This window comes from Flavobacterium sp. 9, from assembly GCF_002754195.1.
Lineage (GTDB): Bacteria > Bacteroidota > Bacteroidia > Flavobacteriales > Flavobacteriaceae > Flavobacterium.
Genome location: NZ_PEEU01000001.1, coordinates 3,352,233 through 3,367,904 on the forward strand (window position 1 = coordinate 3,352,233; position 15,672 = coordinate 3,367,904).

Here is a 15,672-nt window from a genome sequence, read left to right on the forward strand (position 1 = left end):
ATCGCCTTTATTTAGATCTTTTTTTTACGTACTTTTACGTAAAAATTTGTTAAAATAAACGTTAAGTATGTATATAAATCAAATTTCAATCGTTTTCAAAACATTTTTTGTGATTTTGATAGTCTCTTTTTCAAGTTCAGCAATTGCCCAACAAAAGTATGTTATAGACAACAGCAATCATTTTTGGGACAAAGTTCAATTTGGTGGCGGACTTGGTTTAGGAATTGGTTCCGGTTATACAGATATTTCTGTTATGCCAAGTGCAATCTACAATGTTAATGAAATTGTGGCTTTTGGAGTAGGTTTACAGTTTGGATATTTATCTTCAAAAAACTATTATGATTCGTTTGTTTACGGAGGAAGTTTGGTTACACTTGTAAACCCAATTCCCGAAATTCAATTATCTGCAGAATTGGAGCAAGTGCGAATAAACACCAGTTATGATTCAACGCCGTACCGACCTTCTTACTCTGATAATTATTGGAATACGGCCTTATATCTTGGAGCAGGTTACAGAACCGGAAGTGTAACCGTTGGTGCACGTTATGATGTTTTGTACAATGCACAAACGAGTCTTTATGGATCTGGATTTATGCCTTTTGTGAGAGTATATTTTTAAAAGGTTCAGAGGTTCATAGCAACAAAGGTTCAAAGGTTTTAAATATTGAAATTTGAAGAAATATATTTTTATAATTACAGCAATTATTATTTCGAGTTGTAATAATTCGAAGAAAGCAGAAGTTGTAGACACAAAAGTTGTAAAGAAAGAACTAAAACCTTTTTTTGATTCAGATAAAATAGATCATTATTATTTGAATTTTTCTGATGATGATTTTATGAAAATTATTAGAAAAGATAAGAATACTGATAAAGAAGTCGAATTTATTACTTTATTTGTGCACAGTTTTCCTGATACTATTCCACAAGAAAACTTCGAAAAAATTCTATTGAATCATAAGTACAAAAAATCAAATTTATCGCTCAAACAGCAAAAAGAGATTGAAAATGTCTTTAGCGAAAAAGATTCATTGCAAGATACTTTCGCTGCCTGTGCTGCAGAATATCGTGACATTTTTATTTTTAAAAAGAAAGAAAAAACAGTTGGAATCGCAAAGATTTGTTTTAAATGTGGTCGTTTCCAGATTACGGGAAGTAAACTAGATACAAACGGATTTGGACTTTGGTCTGAATTAGATAAATTGAAAAGTATTATTCGACCAAACGAAAAGCCTTAACAACTGAGTTTCGGGACTAAGGTTTTGATTCATTAAAATATTAATAATTACACTTCTTAAATGAAAAAATATTTTGCTATTCTTTTTGGAATTTTTCTAGGAAGTTCGTCCTGTCAACAAAAGGAAACAAAAAACGTTGATGTTAAAAAACAAGCTCAAATAAATGCAAATCTTGGAGTAATAAATTCTTTGCGTAATGCTGGTGATAAGCTAACTGCTTCAAGAGAAGTTTTTCACTGGATTTATTTCAAAGAAGAAAAACAAAGAAATAATTATTTGATAGAAGTAAGTAAGAAAGGATTTGAACTAGTGAGTTCAAATAAAATTAATGATAAGTTTCCATATCAATTACAAATAAAAAGAATTGATAAAGTTGATGAAAATAGTGTAAATGATTATGTAATCTATTTATGGGAAAAGGCAATTGAATATGGTGGAGATTATGATGGCTGGGAAACAAGTATAGAAAAAACTTAGAACCTTAGCATCTAAGAATCTTAGAACCTCAAAACTTACTGATAAATATAAACAGTAACATAAACCCCATCGTCTACTTTTATCAAATAACCATCAGTATCGTAAAAATATTTATAAGTTTGGGTTTTTTGAACCTCTCCATTATCGACTAACTTTTGTTCGATTACGTGTAAATATGGATTTGGTAAAGTTTGTCCTAGTAATGAGGAAAACGTAGTTGCGATTTTATAATAAGGTTCATTGTTGTAGATTCCTGCTTTTGTGCCGTCATATTTAGTAATTACTACTCGTCCATTAGCAACTTCTCCCTGAGACGGAATGACTTCATATCTTGTTTCTTTAACTTCAGTATCAGTATATTCAAAAGTTGAGGCATTCATTGAACCTGCACGATGAATTACTCTTCCGCTTGAATCGTATGTATATGTAGTCGAATAGCCATCAATTAAAACATTAGTTATAAGTCCGTTTTCGTATGTATATGGCGTTTTATTGTTGATTACGTTGCCATTGCTGTCATATTCATAAGAAAATTCGATTCCTGAAGATCCAAGTGAATTAGGACCTTTTAGAATATCAATCCTTATAAGTTGTCCTAAATCATTGTAAGTGTAAGTTCTTACGTCACCTTTTGGTGTATTTGCGTTTAAAGCATCTTCACTTGCTGCATATAGATTATCAGTTAAAGAAGAGTCAGAAGTTGGATCAATTACGTATTTGTCTTTATCGTATTGGATCGATTGAACCAAATGTTTAACAGTTTCACTTCTTTTTCCGCTGGCCGATTTTTTATTAATATTTTTTACTGCCGGTTTAAGCAATCCCGATTGCGGAAGTACAGCTTTAGATTGTGTTATTTCGGTAGTTATGCTAAGAGTGAGTCCTTTACTATCTGTAATGATAAAGGTATAATTTCCTGCCTTCAAACCAGTTTGTGATGGTGAAATTGTATAAGGAGGAGTTCCTCCCGAAGGTATAAAAGTAACTGAGCCGGTATTCCCTCCATAAACAGCTACATCAATTTTTGTAAATGTTGCAGCCAAAGGTTTTATTACAACTTCTGGTTCAGTTTTGACAGGTGTTTTTGTCGGTTCATCTGATGAGCAGGAAGCTATTATAATAAAAGATAACAGAAGGATAATTTTTCTCATGAATTTCGGAAATTATCCAACAAATATTAAGATTTTTTCTGAATAAATCTAACTGTTTTGTAGAAAAGTGTAGTAAGTCAGAATTTTACTTGTAGTGATTTCGAAACCACACTTTCTGCCATTCTCTTTTTAAAATCAAAAACGCAACCTGTTCAGCAAGAATTACCAAATCAGAACCGTCTAGTTTTTTGATTTCACTTTCCGAAACATCGATAATATAAAGCAAGTTTAAATATTCAGCGAATTTGTACTGAATCATTCTGTAGATTTTTTCGTGAAGTTGAATTTTTAATTCATCCGGAGAAATGCTTAACGGAAAATCGATGCCTTCATTTGCCAAATTAAAATCCTTATTAATTTGTTCAATCAGGTTTAGATATAGGTTTTCTTTTTCGGCATCAGCCAATAAAAAATCGGTATTTTCAGGAATTGGAAACATTGATGCTTTTTAAGAATTGACGCAAAGTTAAAACTAAAAAATCATTTAACGGTTGATTCTCTTTCAATGATTCTTGTAGGAAGTTCAATAATTTGATGTGTCACCTGTCGATGCTCTTTTATGTCCATAATTTCATCGATTAAAAGCGAAACCGCCTGATGTCCCATTTCGAATCCGGGTTGATCAATTGTTGTTAGTTTTGGCGAAATAACCGTACTCATAAACCAATTACTGAATCCAAAAACCGCAACTTGTTCCGGAGTTTTTATTCCGGCTTCGTTAAAATATTTTATAATCCCGATGGCGACTAAATCTGTAATCGCAAAAATCGCATCAATATCCGGATTTTCGGTCATTACTTTTTGCGCATTTTCGTAACCATCTTCAAAATCAGTATTGTTGTCGCAAACGTAAACCAGTTTCGAATCGTACTCAATTCCGTGAGCTTCAAGCGCTCTTTTATAACCTAAAAAGCGGTCAATAGAATTCTGCGGAACATAAGAACCTCTAAAATGGGCGATTTTTTTATATCCTTTATTAATAAGATACGTCACAGCATCATAAGCCGCTTTTGCATCATTAATAACAACTTTAGAACAATCAACTCTTTTTGCAATTTTATCAAAAAGAACAACAGGAGTATTTTTCCGAATCGCTTCATTAATATGAGTGAAATCATCGGTTTCATTTGAAAGTGACATTAAAACTCCGTCAACTCGTTTTTGAATTAAAAGAGCAAGTTGTTTTTTCTCGAGTTCATACTTTTCGTTTGATTGTAATATAATGACCAAATAACCTCTTTTTTCGGCTTCTTCAAGGATTCCATTTAATACACTTGAAAAAAAATGATGAACCGTAGCCGGAATAATGACGCCAATTGTTTTGGTTTCATTAGTTCTAAGGTTTACCGCAACAGAATTAGGCATGTAGTTCATCGTTTCGGCCATTTCGATAACTCTGGCTCGCGTAGACTTACTAATATCTGTATACCCTTTTAAGGCTTTTGAGACTGTGGTAACCGAAATTCCCAAGGCTGAGGCTATATCTATTAATTTTGTGTCATTCATGAAATAAAAGTACTAAAAATAAACTGCATTGATAAAATTTTAAGTTCCGAAAACGTTTTAGGTGTTTTCGAAAACGTTTTCGATTTTTAATTCCTATATTCCTTATAATTAGTTATTAAGTTTGACAGTGATAACCATAATTACTAACTAACCGAACAAAAAAAAATGAAAAAGCTACACCAGTATTTAGGTACATTACTTTTAATGTTTTGCCTGTTTTTTTTACCAAATAATCTATTTGCCCAAAATAAAGGCATTATATCAGGAAAAGTATTAGACGACAGGGGAGTAACCGTTCCGGGTGCAAATGTGACTCTTAAGGAAACAGGAAAAAGCACTATTACAGATGAAAACGGAGGATATTCATTCTCTAATATCGATGCAGGAACTTACACTATTATTGCAACAAATGTGGGTTATAAAACTTTCGAAAAACAAATTGCAATAAAAGAAGGCGAATCTCTAGATGTAAATTTACTTCTTGAAGGAGAATCACAAAGTCTAAAAGAAGTTGTGGTTACAGGATCATCAGCGCCAAGATCTAAATTGGAATCCAGCGTTGCAATTACTACAATGGGCGCAAAAGCAATCGAAGACAGAGCGCCATCAAGTACAGCGGCTTTGCTTCAAACAATTCCGGGATTTGTAGTTGAAGCATCTGGAGGAGAAATTGGAAACAACCTTTTTGCAAGAGGAATTCCTTCAGCAGGAGCTTATGAATATGTACAAATTCAGGAAGACGGATTGCCGGTTTTTGAAGATGGAGCTTTGCAATTTGCCAATGCCGATACATTTTACAGATTAGACGAAACGGTAAGCAAAATGGAAGCTGTTCGTGGAGGTTCAGCATCAATTTTTGCCAATAATGCTCCGGGTGGAATTATCAATTTCATTTCGAAAACAGGTCAGAATGAATTTATGGGAAGAGCAAAATTCACGACTTCAGACTACGGAATGTTCAGAACAGATCTTAATTTATCAGGTGCTTTGATTAAAGATAAATTGTTTTTTAATGTTGGAGGTTTTTACAGAGCCGATAATGGTGTAAGAAATACAGGTTTTACAGCAAATAAAGGAGGACAAATAAAAGGAAACATCACGTATAAATTTGATGACAACGATTATTTAAGAGTTAATTTCAAGCATCTTGACGACAGAAATACATTCTATTTGCCAATTCCTTTAAAAAGTAATAACGGAAAAATTGAAGGGATTCCAGGATTTAATCCAAATTATGGAACTTTGACTTCAGTAAATTTCAGCCACTTAAATGTGCCTCAATATGGTGGCGGAACTTTTAGTGCAGATTTAGAAGATGGTTCACATCCGGTTATCAACTCAATTGGAGCTGAATTCAAAAAGAAAATATCTGAGAAAGTAACATTCAAAAATGCATTTAAACAAACAAGTATTGATTTGAATTACAATGCAATTTTTCCAAATGGTGGACCTTGGACACAAAGCGCTTATGCAACAGATGTTCAAAATACAACGGCAAGCAATCTAACGTATTCTTATGTAGACAACGGGCAAACTCTTGATCCAAACGCTTTAATTATGAGAGCAGATCTTTGGCATATTGACAAAAAGATGAACAATTTTGCGAATAATTTCTCTTTCAATTTTGATTTAGATCCTGTGAAATTAACGGCTGGTTATTACTATTCAAACTGGAAATCGAATCAATACTGGAACTGGAATTCTTATTTAGTAGGCGTTTCGGATAATCCAAGATTGTTAAACGTAAAAGACAATACAACCGGAGTTGATCACACTTGGAACGGAATAGAAAGAATCACTTGGTTAGAAAGAGACGCTCAAACCAAAGGTCTTTTGAACGATATTTATGCTGATGCAGAAATTAAAGCGACAGATAATTTGACATTCAATGCAGGTTTAAGATACAACAAAGACAAATATTCAGGTTATAGAGACAACGCGAGATTTTTTGCAGAAAACTTAGGAGTTTTAGATAACAATACGGCTGATGATAAGGTTACTACCGTAAAAGGAAATCCATATACATATTGGAGATATGATGTAAGCGAATGGTCTTATACAGCGGCAGGAAACTACAAATTCAATGATAATATGGCTTCGTATGTTCGTTATAGCCACGGATTTAGATCTCCAATTGAAGAGTCGTTTTATGATAATGCAGCAGATTTAAGCAAACTAGAAAATACAGAAGTAAATCAGTTTGAGTTAGGTTATAAATATTCTAATTCATTCTTTAATGTGAATGCCAATTTATTTCACATGGGTTTAAAAAATGTTGCTTTTACAGACATTTTATCTGACGGATCTTCTGAAAACAAATTTGCCGACGTAAACAATATTGGTCTTGAAGTAGAAACTAACGTGAGATATGAAATCGTAAAACTGAATTTCACTTTCACAGTTCAAAAACCGGAATACGATAATTTTACAGGAACAAATGCTGACGGTTCGACTTTTGATTTTAACGGAAATACAGCACGAAGAATCCCTAAATTCTTCTGCAACTTAAGACCAGAAGTAGATATTACAAAAGATCTTACGGCTTATGTTCAGTTTTCTTATTACGACAAAAAATTCACGAATCAGGATAACAAACAAGTTTTACCGGCTTATAAAGAAGTTGGAGCAGGTTTAAATTATACATATAATAATCTTCGTTTTGCTGTAGATGCTTCGAATTTATTCAACGAAATTGGTTTAACAGAAGGAGATCCAAGACAAACAACTTCTGCCGCAAGCGATGTGTTTATGGCAAGACCTATTTTAGGACGCGCGTTTAGATTTTCGGTAGCGATTAATTTCTAAATTTATATTTATACAAACGCATTATAACGCGTTTTACACAACATACGGTATTGTAGAGGCGCACAGCAGTGCGTCTCCGCACCGTAAACGTAAAACATCGGCAACAAATCACATCCGAAAAAAATGAAAAACATAGGAATCAAAATCTCTCTTTATCTTAATTATTTTGTCTTCGCCATTTTATTAAACAGCGTAGGTATTGTGATTCTAAAATCGCAAAGAAATTATGGAGTAGATGAAGTTCAGGCAAGTATTTTAGAAGCTTTTAAAGACATGCCAATTGCTATTGTATCTTTTTTTATAGCCTCTTTTTTACCAAGAATAGGCTATAGAAAATCGATGTTAATAGGATTAGGTTTGGTTACTTTGGCTTGTATTTCTATGTATTTTGGAAACTCATTTGACAATGCTAAAATTCTTTTTGCAACCGTTGGAGTTTCATTTGCTTTGATCAAAGTTTCGGTTTATTCGCTAATTGGAACTGTGACCGAAACCAAAAAAGAACACAATGCTTTGATGAGTAGTATTGAAGGCTTTTTTATGGTTGGGATTGCGTTGGCTTATTTTTTATTTCCAGCTTTTAATAATGAAAACGATCCAAATTCATGGCTAAATGTATATTGGTTTTTGGCTGCATTATCGTTCCTGTCATTTTTGTTTTTATTTTTTGTAAAATTCAAAGAGCCGGAAGTTTCGGCAGGAGCAAATCTCAAAGATGACTTTCTGCAGATGTTCAAATTAATGGCAAAATTACTTACTGTTATTTTTGTTATAAGCGTCTTTTTGTTTGTTATGATCGAACAGGGAATCCTTTCGTGGTTGCCAACGTTCAATACAAAAGTGCTTCATTTACCGGAGAATATCAGTATAATGATGGCAAGTATTTTAGCTATTTCATTAGCAATTGGCCGAATGATTGCAGGTATTGTAACTAAAAAAGTAAACTGGATCTGGGTTTTAAGTGTGTGCATTTTTTCGGCAATGCTGATCGTGATTTTTGTACTTCCTAAAACTGTTGGACTAGAAGTTAAAAGCATCAACACACTTTCGGATATACCTTTAATTGGTTTTGCATTTCCTTTAATCGGATTGTTTATTGCGCCAATTTATCCCTTGTTAAATTCGATTGTATTAAGTGCTTTACCAAAGAATTTACAAAGCTCAATGACCGGATTAATTGTAATATTTTCTGCTCTTGGCGGAACATTAGGTTCCAGAATAACAGGCTGGTTGTTTAAAAATGAAGGACCGGAAAACGCATTTTATTTTACTTTAATTCCAATGTCTTTATTATTAATATCCTTTTTTATTCTCAAAAAAATAACTGCAAAAGATGAAATTTAAATTACATATAACCCAAACCATCGAAAAATTATTGGCTCAGGAAGATACTGATGGCGATAAAAAAATAACGATTGATGATCATGGTCCAAAGAAATTTCTGTTGTACGATCAAGATGGGAATCCGGCAGTTATTGAAGGAACTTATCAGCTTTCGAATTTATTGCAGGAATTGGCTTTGGCTAAAAAAAACAAAACCGAATTTGCCGAAATCAATCTGAATGAAATTACCGAAGATCCTGTAAAAAGGATTTCGAGAAAGATAAAAAACCTATATTGGAAAGGTCTTACGCGAACAATTGATGCTGATGGCGTAAAGAAAATCCTAGAAGATAATAAGATCGAAAATGAATTGGCTTATTTGTATGTGCCTTTTGGTGATGAAATTGTTTTTGATTATTTCAAGAAATTAGAAGCTACAACGCCAAAATTAAAAGTGGTGCAAATGCCTAAAAACATTTCGCCGGAATATGTGCTTTCGCTGAATAAACAACCCGGAATTTTAGCTTTGGCACTTCAAATAAAAAATAATGAAATTTCGGGAGTTCCGTTTGTAGTTCCTGGCGGAAGATTTAATGAAATGTACGGTTGGGACAGTTATTTTATTGCCAAAGGACTTTTGATCGACGATAAAATAGATCTTGCTTTAGGCATTGCCGAGAATTTTAAATATCAAATCGATCATTATGGAAAAATCCTAAATGCCAACCGAAGCTATTATTTAACCCGTACGCAACCGCCACTTTATACGTCGCTAATTATAGATGTTTTAGAGAAGTCGAATCCGGATGTTTTCTGGATTGAAAGACATTTAAAAACCGCTATAAAAGAATATCAAACTGTTTGGATGGAAGAAGGAAAACGTCTTACAGCAAATGGATTAAATCGCTATAAAGCAGAAGGAATAGGACTTCCGTTTGAAGTTGAGGAAGGACATTTTGATGATATTCTAGAACAATATGCGCCGAAATATAATTTGTCTACAAGAGAATTTGAAAAGAAATATCTCGAAAGAGAAGTTGTAGATGCTGAACTGGATAAGTATTTTATTCACGATCGAAGTATGCGCGAAAGCGGACACGATACAACAAATAGATTGGTTGGAGTTTGTGCCAATTTAAATACGGTTGCGATCAATAGTTTGCTTTATAAATACGAAACCGACATTGCTTTCTTGATTAAAAAGTACTTCAAAAATGAATTTCAATATTTTGAAGACAAATCTTTTTCAAGTGAATATTGGATTTCGAAAGCCAACTCGAGGAAAGAGAAAATCAATAAAATGTGCTGGAATGCAGAATTAGGATGTTATCTGGATTATGATTTTGTAAACGAAAAGCAACATTTCTTTGAAGCAGCGCCAACTTTTTATCCGCTTTGGGCGAAAATAAGCACGCAGGAACAAGCTGAAATTTTGGTTAAAAAGACGCTTCCAAGGTTTAAAATGAAAGGGGGAATTGCAGGAAGTACCAAAGAATCGATTGCTGGTGTTGATGAAAATGCACCAATAAGACAATGGGATTATCCGTTTGGATGGGCGCCGCATCAAATGCTTTTATGGGAAGGTCTGCTGAATTATAATTTCAACGAAGAAGCTCAGGAAATGGTTTATCGATGGCTTTGGCTGATTACCAGAAATGCGGTTGATTATAACGGAACCATTCCGGAGAAATTTGATTTGTCGATAAGCTCGCACAAAATTTTCGCAGAATACGGAAACGTAGGAACGGAATTCGATTACATAACCGAAGAAGGTTTTGGCTGGATGAACGCTTCTTATCAATACGGATTAACGATTTTAGAAGACGATTTAAAACAAAAACTATCAGATTTAGTCGATCCTGATGATTTGTTTTAATTATGGTCAATTTTTTTAAGATGTTATTCATTCCTTTAGGAATGTATGATTGGTAGATTTTTTTGATTGGATTTAATGGTATACGTTCCGTAGCAACGTTTGATTATGTTCATAATCATTCATTGCGCAAAACAGAGGTGTCCCTACAGGACACTATGCAAATGTGTTACTATTTTTTTACCAACCAGATATTCCTAACGGAATAATTTATTTAAAATGACAAACCCGACAGGTTTTTAAAACTTGTCGGGTTTGTTGTTTACAAATGTGAATTTTTTGTCACGAATTCGACTAATTTTTACTAATTTAATTGGGATAAAAATTCGCAGAGATTCGTGAAATTCGTGGCAAAAAAACTAAACTTTTCTTCCCATTAAATTCTCGCCAAAAGTTCTAAGAATATCTTTCTTTTCGGCGTTGATATCCATTTTTTCTAAAGTATCAAAAGCCTTAAAAGTATACATTTCTATAGCATCTTGCGTTGCTTTTGAAGCGCCTGATTCATTAAAAATGCTTTTTGCAGTTTCTATTTTATCCGTATTATCGTCTAAATTCAAGCTGAATAATTTCTCTAATTCCGAAGCTTTTTCAGGTGATGAAAATTCACGTGCTTTTAGATATAAATAGGTTTTTTTGTTTTCGATAATATCTCCGCCAACTTGTTTTCCGAAGGTTTCAGGATCTCCAAAAGCATCCAGAAAATCATCCTGAAGTTGGAAAGCCAATCCTAAATTCAATCCGAAATCATAAATTAAATCACCTTCTTTTTCAGATGTTTTAGCTACAATTGCACCCATTTTCATGGCAGCAGCAACTAAAACGGCGGTTTTATATTCGATCATTTTTAGATATTCGGGAATTGTAACATCGTTTCTTTTTTCGAAATCAACATCCCATTGTTGTCCTTCACAAACTTCAAGAGCAGTTTTGCTGAATAGTTTTGCTAAATCTCTAAAAACGTTTGGATCGTATTGTTCAAAATACTGATAAGCCAGAATAAGCATTGCATCTCCGGAAAGAATTCCGGTATTCAAATCCCATTTTTCATGTACAGTTTCCTGTCCTCTTCGCAAAGGTGCATCATCCATAATGTCATCATGAACCAACGAAAAATTATGAAAAACTTCGACAGCCATTGCAGCCGGAAGCGCCACTTTATAATCGGTGTCAAAAACTTCTGAAGCCATTAAAGTTAGCACGGGACGCATTCTTTTTCCGCCAAGGCCCAAAATATATTCAATAGGTTCGTAAAGGTTTTTAGGCTCTTTGCTGATGCTTTGATTTTCTAAATATTTGATAAAAAAATCCTGGTATTGGCTAATATCGTGCATAAAATATAATCTGAATTGCGAGCCTCAAAGATACAATTCATTATTAATTATTCCTTTTTTAAAAATTTAAAAGATGAGTTTCCATTAAAAAGAGCTGTGAATCCCTTCATTTTAAAGGAATTAAAATAATTTATAAAAAAACTTGGAAACTTTTTTGGTGTTTAGAGTTTCCTGTTTATATTTGCACCGTTAATTGGAAACTTCGAACACTGTAAAAGTTTCCGTGACGAGTTTTAATAATTTATAAACTCAATAAAATCAAATATTTATGAAAACAACATGGACCTTAGATTCTAGCCAATCAGATGTTTTAATCAAAATGAGACATTCTATAATTGCTTATATGGGAGGAACGACTAATAAATTTGGTGGCTACGTGAATATTGAAGACAATGAAATTGAGGATGCTTCGGTTGAGTTTTCATTAGATATCAATAACAAAAAAGATAGTTTTCAACAAATCGATACTTATTTACAGCTTCAGGATTTTTTTGATGTAGATGAGCATCCGATTATTAGTTTCAAATCGACTTCATTTCAAAAAATAAACAATAACATCAACTTTTTTAAAGGTGATCTTACTATAAAAGATGTCACTAAAGTGGTTGAGCTTGATGCTGAGTTTATTGGAATCAATACTTACAACGGTGAAAGAAAAGTTGCTTTTGAAATTAAAGGAGACATCAAACGTCAGGATTTTGGCTTGGATTATAACTCATTTAATCATAATGGAGGTTTGGCTTTAGGAAAAGATATTAAGCTTATAGCTAATCTTGAATTTAGTATATAAATCTTACATGAAGAATAAATTAATGTAAAATTATTACAAATAGCATGGAAACTATTTTTTTGATTTTAGTTTCCTAAGTATATTTGTAATGCAATTTGAAAGTTAAAATGAAAGAGAAAATCATATCAAAAGCAAGTGAATTATTTTTAAAGCTTGGTTTTAAAAGCGTTACAATGGATGATATCGCGGGCGAAATGTGTATTTCTAAAAAAACGATTTATAAATATTTCTGTAACAAAGAAGTTTTAATCGAAGAGAGTACATCTACAGTTCATAAACAAGTACACGAAGTTATTGATACGATTGTAGCCAAAGATTATAATGCGATTCACGAGAATTTTGAAATTAGAGAAATGTTCCGTGATATGTTTAAAAACGCAACAGATACCTCTCCGTTATATCAGTTAAAAAAGCATTATCCTGAGATTTATCAAAATATAATGACTCACGAAATCGATCAGTGTAATCATTATTTCAGAGATAATATTTTGAAAGGAATTCGCGAAGATCTATACAGAGCAGATTTGAATATAGATTTATATGTAAAGTTTTATTACACTTTGATTTTTCATATAAACGAGACTACGGTTTCAGAACGAGAAGCACAAAAAATAGAATTAGAAGCGCTGGAGTATCACACCAGAGCAATGGCAACCGAAAAGGGAATACTGGAATTAGAAAAACAACTTAAAAAAATTACTATTTAATCATCAATCTATGAAACGAATAATTCTTATATTTTTGTGTTCAATTGGCTTGTCTGCCAACGCACAAGTCAAAACACTAACCCTGAAAGATGCTGTTATTTATGCGCTTGAAAATAAAGCAGACGCAAAAAAAGCAAAATTACAGGTTGAAAATAGTGAGTACAAGATTCAGGAAGTACGTTCAAGAGCATTACCACAAATCTCTGCAAACGGAAACTTAACTTACAATCCAGTAATTCAGACAACAGTTATTGATGGAGCTGGTTTTGGTCAGCCAGGAACTACAATTCAGGCGGCATTTGGTCAAAAATGGACTTCAAATGCTGGGCTTTCATTAACTCAGACAATATTTGATCAATCTGTTTTTACCGGTTTAAGAGCTGCAAGATCTACTCGTGAATTTTATCAAATAAACGATCAGTTAACTGAAGAACAAGTAATTGAAAGAGTTGCTAATAACTACTATTCAGTTTATGTACAAAAAGAAAGATTGATTTTATTAGACAGTAATTACGTAAACACAACAAAAGTTCGTGACATCGTAAAAGGACAATTTGATAACGGTTTGGCTAAAAAAATTGATTTAGATCGTATCGTTGTTAAAATGTCTAATATTGATACAGAACGTCAGCAAATTAAGAATCAAATTACTTTACAGGAAAATGCTTTAAAGTTTTATATGGGAATGCCTATTGAAGCTCAAATTGATATGCCAAAAGAAGAATTTGAAGTTGTTCCTGCTGCATTAACAGAAGTGCCAAATGTTGAAAACAGAACGGAATATTTGCTTTTGAAAAAACAAGAAGAGCTTTTAGTTTACAATAAAAAAGCTGTTGAAGCTGGATATTATCCAACACTTTCTTTGACTGCAGGTTACAATTATATTGGTCAGGGTCCACAAATGCCTTGGTTTGCAAAACCATCAGATGGTGTTTATTGGTCAGATTACTCAGCAATTGGATTAAACTTACACGTACCAATTTTTACAGGATTTGGAACTCGTGCCAAAGTAAGACAAGCCGATGTAGAAATCAGATCACTTCAGGAAGATATCAAAGACACAAAACTTTCGCTTGATTTAGATTACAGAAATGCAATGGCACAAATTGATAATAACCTTGTGACTATCAATAATCAAAAAGAAAATATGCGCTTAGCGACTGAAATCTTAAGCAATACAAAAAACAATTATCTTCAAGGATTGGCATCATTAACAGATTTGTTAGATGCTGAAAATGCACAACTTGAAGCTCAAAATAATTTTACGAGAGCAGTTTTGAATTACAAAATTGCCGAAATAGCACTAATCAAATCAAAAGGCGAACTTAAAACTCTTATTAAATAACTAATTACAATGAAGAAAACTATTATAACAATCGTAATCATAATCGCAGCACTGGGTGTGATGGGATATGTCTTAAATAATAATAAGAAGGAGAATAAAGCAAAAACAGATATCGTAGCAGAGAAAAATGCTGCAGTTTCAGTAAAAGTAACTCCTGTAAAAACAGAAGAAATTTCACTGGATTTCGTTGCAAACGGAAACTTTCAACCAATTCAACAATTAACATTTTCTGCTGAGAAATCTGGAAAAGTAATTAGTGTTTTGGCTAAAGAAGGAGATTACGTAAAAGTAGGCCAGACTTTATTAACAATGAGAGGTGACGTTATTAATGTAAGTGCTCAACAAGCGCAAGCAGTTTACCAAAATGCAAAATCTGATTATAGCAGATACGAAAATGCTTTTAAAACAGGTGGAGTTACAAAACAACAATTAGATCAGGCAAAATTAGCGTTAACAAATGCTGAATCTAATTTGAAACAAGCAAACATTAATGTTGGAGATACTAAAGTAAAAGCACCAATCAACGGTTTTATCAATAAAAAATACATCGAGCCAGGATCTATCTTAACAGGAATGCCTGCAACTGCTTTGTTTGATATTGTAAATGTTTCTAAATTAAAATTAGTAGTTACAGTAAACGAAAATCAAGTTGCAAGTTTGAGAGTAGGAAACCAAATCAATGTAACAGCGAGTGTTTATCCTGATAAAACTTTTACTGGAAAAATCACTTTTATTGCTGCAAAAGCGGATGAATCTTTAAACTTCCCAGTTGAAATTGAAATTGCAAATAATATCAATAACGACCTGAAAGCAGGTATGTACGGAACTGCAAATTTTGCATCAAACCAACAAAAACAACATCTTATGGTTGTGCCTAGAAATGCTTTCGTAGGAAGTGTTAGTAGTAACGAAATCTTCGTGGTTCAAAATGGTGTTGCAAAATTGAAAAAAGTAACTGCTGGAAGAATTTTAGGAGATCAGGTAGAAATCATCAACGGATTAACTGACGGAGAAATTGTAGTTATTACAGGTCAAATTAACTTACAAGACGGTAATACAGTAGAAATTATTAAATAATTTAAAGCATTAAGCTATACGCCATAAGCATTAAGCTTATTGCCTAAAG

The 15,672-nt window shown here is 32.9% G+C and carries 14 protein-coding genes; 10 read left to right on the forward strand and 4 right to left on the reverse strand.

Annotated features, from left to right (window positions below):
* The first annotated feature begins 67 nt into the window (after positions 1-67).
* From CLU81_RS13785 to CLU81_RS13795, 3 genes are read left to right on the forward strand one after another with little or no spacing between them, the layout of a single operon-like run.
* Positions 68-619: a hypothetical protein gene (locus CLU81_RS13785; RefSeq protein ID WP_099710334.1), complete on the forward strand. Its 552-nt coding sequence runs from the start codon at positions 68-70 to the stop codon at positions 617-619.
* Between the two features lie 52 nt (positions 620-671).
* Positions 672-1,235, forward strand: coding sequence for a hypothetical protein (locus tag CLU81_RS13790; RefSeq protein ID WP_099710335.1), 564 nt, complete (start codon positions 672-674; stop codon positions 1,233-1,235).
* 60 nt (positions 1,236-1,295) lie between these two features.
* On the forward strand, positions 1,296-1,712 hold the full coding sequence (locus CLU81_RS13795; RefSeq protein WP_099710336.1) for a ribonuclease E inhibitor RraB: 417 nt from the start codon (positions 1,296-1,298) through the stop codon (positions 1,710-1,712).
* A 35-nt stretch (positions 1,713-1,747) separates the two neighbouring features.
* Here the strand turns inward: CLU81_RS13795 and CLU81_RS13800 are convergent, their stop codons facing one another.
* The 3 genes from CLU81_RS13800 to CLU81_RS13810 all read right to left on the reverse strand — a co-directional run bounded on the left by CLU81_RS13800 (position 1,748) and on the right by CLU81_RS13810 (position 4,369).
* Positions 1,748-2,863 (reverse strand): SprB repeat-containing protein, encoded by a 1,116-nt coding sequence (locus tag CLU81_RS13800; RefSeq protein ID WP_099710337.1) that lies wholly within the window; start codon positions 2,861-2,863, stop codon positions 1,748-1,750.
* An 85-nt stretch (positions 2,864-2,948) separates the two neighbouring features.
* Entirely contained in the window at positions 2,949-3,302 is a 354-nt protein-coding gene (locus CLU81_RS13805) for a hypothetical protein (protein ID WP_099710338.1), read from the reverse strand.
* Positions 3,303-3,343: 41 nt separating this feature from the next.
* Positions 3,344-4,369 carry a LacI family DNA-binding transcriptional regulator gene (locus CLU81_RS13810; protein WP_099710339.1) on the reverse strand — a complete coding sequence of 342 codons (1,026 nt, stop codon included), beginning with the start codon at positions 4,367-4,369 and terminating at the stop codon, positions 3,344-3,346.
* 165 nt (positions 4,370-4,534) lie between these two features.
* Between CLU81_RS13810 and CLU81_RS13815 the strand changes: the two genes are divergently transcribed.
* The 3 genes from CLU81_RS13815 (at position 4,535) to CLU81_RS13825 (ending at position 10,373) form a co-directional block, all read left to right on the forward strand.
* Positions 4,535-7,174 (forward strand): TonB-dependent receptor, encoded by a 2,640-nt coding sequence (locus CLU81_RS13815; protein ID WP_099710340.1) that lies wholly within the window; start codon positions 4,535-4,537, stop codon positions 7,172-7,174.
* 123 nt (positions 7,175-7,297) lie between these two features.
* Complete coding sequence (locus CLU81_RS13820; protein WP_099710341.1) at positions 7,298-8,518, forward strand: sugar MFS transporter; 1,221 nt, start codon at positions 7,298-7,300, stop codon at positions 8,516-8,518.
* Positions 8,508-10,373: a trehalase family glycosidase gene (locus CLU81_RS13825; protein WP_099710342.1), complete on the forward strand. Its 1,866-nt coding sequence runs from the start codon at positions 8,508-8,510 to the stop codon at positions 10,371-10,373. Before CLU81_RS13820 ends, CLU81_RS13825 begins: the two co-directional genes overlap by 11 nt.
* Before the next feature lie 356 nt (positions 10,374-10,729).
* On the opposite strand, the gene CLU81_RS13830 is transcribed toward CLU81_RS13825, so the two are convergent.
* Positions 10,730-11,704, reverse strand: coding sequence for a polyprenyl synthetase family protein (locus CLU81_RS13830; RefSeq protein WP_099710343.1), 975 nt, complete (start codon positions 11,702-11,704; stop codon positions 10,730-10,732).
* A 268-nt stretch (positions 11,705-11,972) separates the two neighbouring features.
* On the opposite strand from CLU81_RS13830, the gene CLU81_RS13835 reads away from it, so the two are divergent.
* The 4 genes from CLU81_RS13835 (at position 11,973) to CLU81_RS13850 (ending at position 15,623) form a co-directional block, all read left to right on the forward strand.
* Positions 11,973-12,494: a YceI family protein gene (locus tag CLU81_RS13835; protein ID WP_099710344.1), complete on the forward strand. Its 522-nt coding sequence runs from the start codon at positions 11,973-11,975 to the stop codon at positions 12,492-12,494.
* A gap of 107 nt (positions 12,495-12,601) precedes the next feature.
* A complete protein-coding gene (locus CLU81_RS13840; protein ID WP_099710345.1) occupies positions 12,602-13,201 on the forward strand; it encodes a TetR/AcrR family transcriptional regulator in 600 nt (199 codons plus the stop codon).
* Between the two features lie 10 nt (positions 13,202-13,211).
* Positions 13,212-14,546 carry a TolC family protein gene (locus CLU81_RS13845; protein WP_099710346.1) on the forward strand — a complete coding sequence of 445 codons (1,335 nt, stop codon included), beginning with the start codon at positions 13,212-13,214 and terminating at the stop codon, positions 14,544-14,546.
* A gap of 9 nt (positions 14,547-14,555) precedes the next feature.
* Complete coding sequence (locus CLU81_RS13850) at positions 14,556-15,623, forward strand: efflux RND transporter periplasmic adaptor subunit (protein ID WP_099710347.1); 1,068 nt, start codon at positions 14,556-14,558, stop codon at positions 15,621-15,623.
* The last annotated feature ends 49 nt before the right edge of the window (positions 15,624-15,672 follow it).

Excerpts from the sequence above, each read along its gene's own strand:
- CLU81_RS13785 (WP_099710334.1), top strand. The coding sequence starts at position 68 with ATGTATATAAATCAAATTTCAATCGTTTTCAAAACATTTTTTGTGATT.
- CLU81_RS13795 (WP_099710336.1), top strand. The coding sequence starts at position 1,296 with ATGAAAAAATATTTTGCTATTCTTTTTGGAATTTTTCTAGGAAGTTCG.
- CLU81_RS13800 (WP_099710337.1), bottom strand. The coding sequence starts at position 2,863 with ATGAGAAAAATTATCCTTCTGTTATCTTTTATTATAATAGCTTCCTGC.
- CLU81_RS13805 (WP_099710338.1), bottom strand. The coding sequence starts at position 3,302 with ATGTTTCCAATTCCTGAAAATACCGATTTTTTATTGGCTGATGCCGAA.
- CLU81_RS13810 (WP_099710339.1), bottom strand. The coding sequence starts at position 4,369 with ATGAATGACACAAAATTAATAGATATAGCCTCAGCCTTGGGAATTTCG.
- CLU81_RS13815 (WP_099710340.1), top strand. The coding sequence starts at position 4,535 with ATGAAAAAGCTACACCAGTATTTAGGTACATTACTTTTAATGTTTTGC.
- CLU81_RS13820 (WP_099710341.1), top strand. The coding sequence starts at position 7,298 with ATGAAAAACATAGGAATCAAAATCTCTCTTTATCTTAATTATTTTGTC.
- CLU81_RS13825 (WP_099710342.1), top strand. The coding sequence starts at position 8,508 with ATGAAATTTAAATTACATATAACCCAAACCATCGAAAAATTATTGGCT.
- CLU81_RS13830 (WP_099710343.1), bottom strand. The coding sequence starts at position 11,704 with ATGCACGATATTAGCCAATACCAGGATTTTTTTATCAAATATTTAGAA.
- CLU81_RS13835 (WP_099710344.1), top strand. The coding sequence starts at position 11,973 with ATGAAAACAACATGGACCTTAGATTCTAGCCAATCAGATGTTTTAATC.
- CLU81_RS13840 (WP_099710345.1), top strand. The coding sequence starts at position 12,602 with ATGAAAGAGAAAATCATATCAAAAGCAAGTGAATTATTTTTAAAGCTT.
- CLU81_RS13845 (WP_099710346.1), top strand. The coding sequence starts at position 13,212 with ATGAAACGAATAATTCTTATATTTTTGTGTTCAATTGGCTTGTCTGCC.
- CLU81_RS13850 (WP_099710347.1), top strand. The coding sequence starts at position 14,556 with ATGAAGAAAACTATTATAACAATCGTAATCATAATCGCAGCACTGGGT.